At 35.4% G+C, this 3,628-nt stretch carries 4 protein-coding genes; 3 read left to right on the top strand and 1 reads right to left on the bottom strand.

The genetic code is table 11. From position 1 onward, the window contains the following. Nucleotides 1-1,259 (bottom strand): serine hydrolase (locus tag AC1DJR_RS21675; RefSeq protein ID WP_477003472.1); only part of this gene is annotated, 1,259 nt, incomplete at its 3' end. Between the two features lie 198 nt (nucleotides 1,260-1,457). Here AC1DJR_RS21675 and AC1DJR_RS21670 point away from each other — a divergent pair. The 3 genes from AC1DJR_RS21670 to AC1DJR_RS21660 form a co-directional block, all read left to right on the top strand. Beyond that, complete coding sequence (locus AC1DJR_RS21670; RefSeq protein WP_477003471.1) at nucleotides 1,458-2,414, top strand: thymidylate synthase; 957 nt, start codon at nucleotides 1,458-1,460, stop codon at nucleotides 2,412-2,414. A gap of 19 nt (nucleotides 2,415-2,433) precedes the next feature. Beyond that, complete coding sequence (locus AC1DJR_RS21665) at nucleotides 2,434-2,922, top strand: dihydrofolate reductase (protein WP_044441921.1); 489 nt, start codon at nucleotides 2,434-2,436, stop codon at nucleotides 2,920-2,922. A gap of 155 nt (nucleotides 2,923-3,077) precedes the next feature. Then, nucleotides 3,078-3,628 (top strand): NTF2-like N-terminal transpeptidase domain-containing protein (locus tag AC1DJR_RS21660; RefSeq protein ID WP_477003470.1); only part of this gene is annotated, 551 nt, incomplete at its 3' end.

Here is a 3,628-nt window from a genome sequence, read left to right as displayed (position 1 = left end):
TGTAAAGAATCATCTTGTTTGTATATTTTTAGTGTTCCATAAGCGGGATGCTCAAAAGTTCCAGTGTAGTCATCTAATGCATGAGAAGGGATAGTCCCTTTTATTGGTTCGGGAAGTGATGTAGTTGCCTCTTTCATCATTTCTTTCATTTTTTCACTATCTTCTACAGCATGTTCATGCCAGTCGATATATTCTAGTCCGAGAAGTTCATCGTAAATATGCTTTGTAATATAAGTAGGAAGTAAAGTTTGTCCAGAATTTGTTAGTACGATAATACCGATATTTTCGTTGGGCATAAATGACGCAAGTGCAGAAAACCCATCAATATTACCGCCGTGATGAATCATTTTATAACCGCGGTAAGCACTAATAAACCAACCGAGTCCATAGCTATTTAATGGTGATTCACTCGTTGATAACATTGGCTGATCYGGRATTGGAGTRTGYGGTGTATACATGTCTTGGAGTAGTTCAGTAGAAATYAAATCATGATTTTCTGTTTTTCCTTCGTTTAAATGAAGCAAAACCCATTTTGCCATATCTTCAATGGTAGAGTTAATACATCCAGCCGCTCCAACTGTATCAATATTTCGGAATGGAATTTCTTTCATTTCACCATTATCTTCAATGTAAGGTAAAGCATAATCATCTGTAGTTTGTGAATCTGTAACAGAGAAGTTTGTATGCCTCATATTTAAAGGTTCTAAAATATGTTCTGTAGCGTATTGCTCCCACGTTTGATTCGTAATATTTTCCACAATATAACTAATTGTCGCATACATTAAGTTGTTATAAAGAAATGCTGTGCGGAACGGAGCATCAAGTGATAAATGTTTTATTTTTTCTACTATATCTTTTCGAGTTAAAGAAGAGCTGTACCAAAGAGCATCATGACGACTTACCCCAGTACGATGAGAAGCTAAATCTCGTCCTGTAACTTGCGAGTTAGCGAGCATATCGGATAAAGAGAAGTTAGGTACGTAAGTTTGGACAGGAGTATCCCAATTAAACTTTTTTTGCTGTGCTAATAAGCTTAATGAAAGCGTACCGAATGCTTTCGTCGCAGAACCGATTGCGAATCGTGTCTGCGGAGTAACAGCCTCTTTTTTCTCTATGTTACGATAGCCGAAACCTTCTGAAATAATTACCTCACCATCTTTTATAACAGCTACAGCCGCTCCAGGAACGTGTAAATCCTTCATCATCTTCTCAACCTTATATTGTAACGTACTTAAAACAGGAGTTTTGATTTTAGACATGCTTCCAACCTCCAAATATAATTTTTATGTTCCGCACTATACTTTCTGTAATAGAAAAGTGAAAACCTTTTTTAATATTGAAAGTTAATAATTTTGTAAGAAATATTGAAAGAATTTTTATTAATTTGGATTATTAAATTCGCTGTTTTTCATGTTATGATAAATCTCATATAAGATTGAAAGAAGGTTTTCTTACATATGAAACATGCTGAATATGAATACTTAAATTTATGCCGTCATGTAATGGAGCACGGTACGAAGAAAGAAGATCGTACAGGGACAGGTACTGTATCTGTATTTGGATATCAAATGCGTTTCGATCTAAGTAAAGGGTTTCCTTTATTAACGACAAAGAGAGTGCCATTTCGCCTAGTAGCAAGTGAACTGCTTTGGTTTATGAAAGGTGATACAAATATTCGTTATTTATTGCAACATAATAATAATATTTGGAATGAATGGGCGTTTAAGAGCTGGGTAGAAAGCGATGAGTATACTGGCCCTGATATGACAGATTTCGGTCTTCGCTCACAACAAGATGAGGAATTTAAGAAGCAATACGATGAGCAAATGGAATTGTTTAAAAAGAACGTTTTAGAAGACGATGAATTCTCAAYGAAATTTGGATATTTAGGAGACGTATACGGAAAGCAGTGGCGTGCTTGGAAAACGACAGCTGGTGAGACACTTGATCAATTAAAAGATGTAATTGAAATGATTAAGAAAACGCCAGATTCACGCCGTCTAATTGTTTCTGCTTGGAATCCTGAAGATGTACCAAGTATGGCTTTACCGCCTTGTCATACGCTATTCCAGTTTTATGTAGCAGATGGAAAGCTTTCTTGTCAGTTATATCAGAGAAGCGGTGACATATTCCTTGGCATTCCATTTAACATTGCAAGCTATTCACTTTTAACACATTTAATWGCACATGAATGTGGTCTTGAAGTAGGAGARTTTGTTCATACAATTGGTGATGCACATATTTATACGAATCATTTTGAACAAGTCGAAAAGCAGTTGGCACGTGAACCACGCCCGTTCCCTAAACTTACATTAAATCCAGATGTGAAATCTGTGTTTGATTTTGAGATGGAAGATTTAACGATTGAAGGATATGATCCACACCCAGCGATTAAAGCACCGGTTGCAGTGTAATTGTAGAGGAGATGACAAAATGATTGTTTCATTTATGGTCGCAATGGACGAAAATAGAGTAATTGGTAAAGATAATAAATTACCTTGGCATATACCGAGTGAACTACAGTACGTGAAGAAAACGACGATGGGTCACCCACTTATAATGGGCAGAAAGAACTATGAAGCAATTGGTAGACCATTGCCTGGAAGACGTAATATTATTGTAACGCGTAACGGTGATTATCATGTTGAAGGTTGTGAAGTTGCTCATTCTGTGGAAGAAGTATTTGAGCTATGCAAAGATGAAGAAGAAATCTTTATTTTTGGAGGAGCGCAAATTTATGATTTATTCTTACCGTATGTGGAGAAGTTGTATATAACAAAGATTCATCATGCATTTGATGGAGATACATTCTTCCCGGAAATGGATATGACTGATTGGAAAGAAGTTTTTGTGGAGAAGGGCTTAACGGATGAAAAAAATCCGTACACGTACTATTATCATATTTATGAAAAGCAACAATAAAAAAGATTGATGTGAGCATTCACATCAATCTTTTTATTTGTATTATCAGATGTATCTTTATAGATGGGATTCGATAGTGCTATAATGAGAGTTAGCATGTATAGAATGCTATAAATCGTTAGAAGTACGCCATGTAATAAAAGGAGGAGAATCAGTTGAGAAAAATATGGGGGATTCTTTTTCTTTGCTTAACATTCATGTTAGTTGGATGTGGTAAAGAAGAAAAACCACAAGAAGCGTTTGATACATATGYAAAAGCATGGAATAARMAAAAATTTGCWGATATGTAYGATCAATTATCAGAAAATGCAAAAAAARATATTTCWAARAAAGAKTTYACWGAGAAATATGAAAAAATTTATKCWGGTATWGAAGTGAAAGACTTAAAGGTAGAAACAGGGGAAGTAAAAGAAGATAAAAAAGATGAAGGCCCTGTTCCTTTTAAAGTAAGCATGGATACAGTTGGTGGTAAAATCACTTTTGGTCATGAAGCAAAAATGGTGAAAGAAAAAGATGGAGATAAAGAATCTTGGAAAATAGATTGGACACCTGATTTCATTTTCCCTGGCATGACAAAAGATAGTAAAGTGCGTATGCAAACAACACAACCAAAACGTGGTGAAATATACGATCGTAATGGAAAAGGTCTTGCGACGAATGGGAAAGCTTCTGAGATTGGAATTGTTCCAGAAAAATTAGATGAAAC

It is taken from the genome of Bacillus sp. 05T31, assembly GCF_056396725.1.
This window is presented reverse-complemented; position numbering and strand designations above follow the sequence as displayed.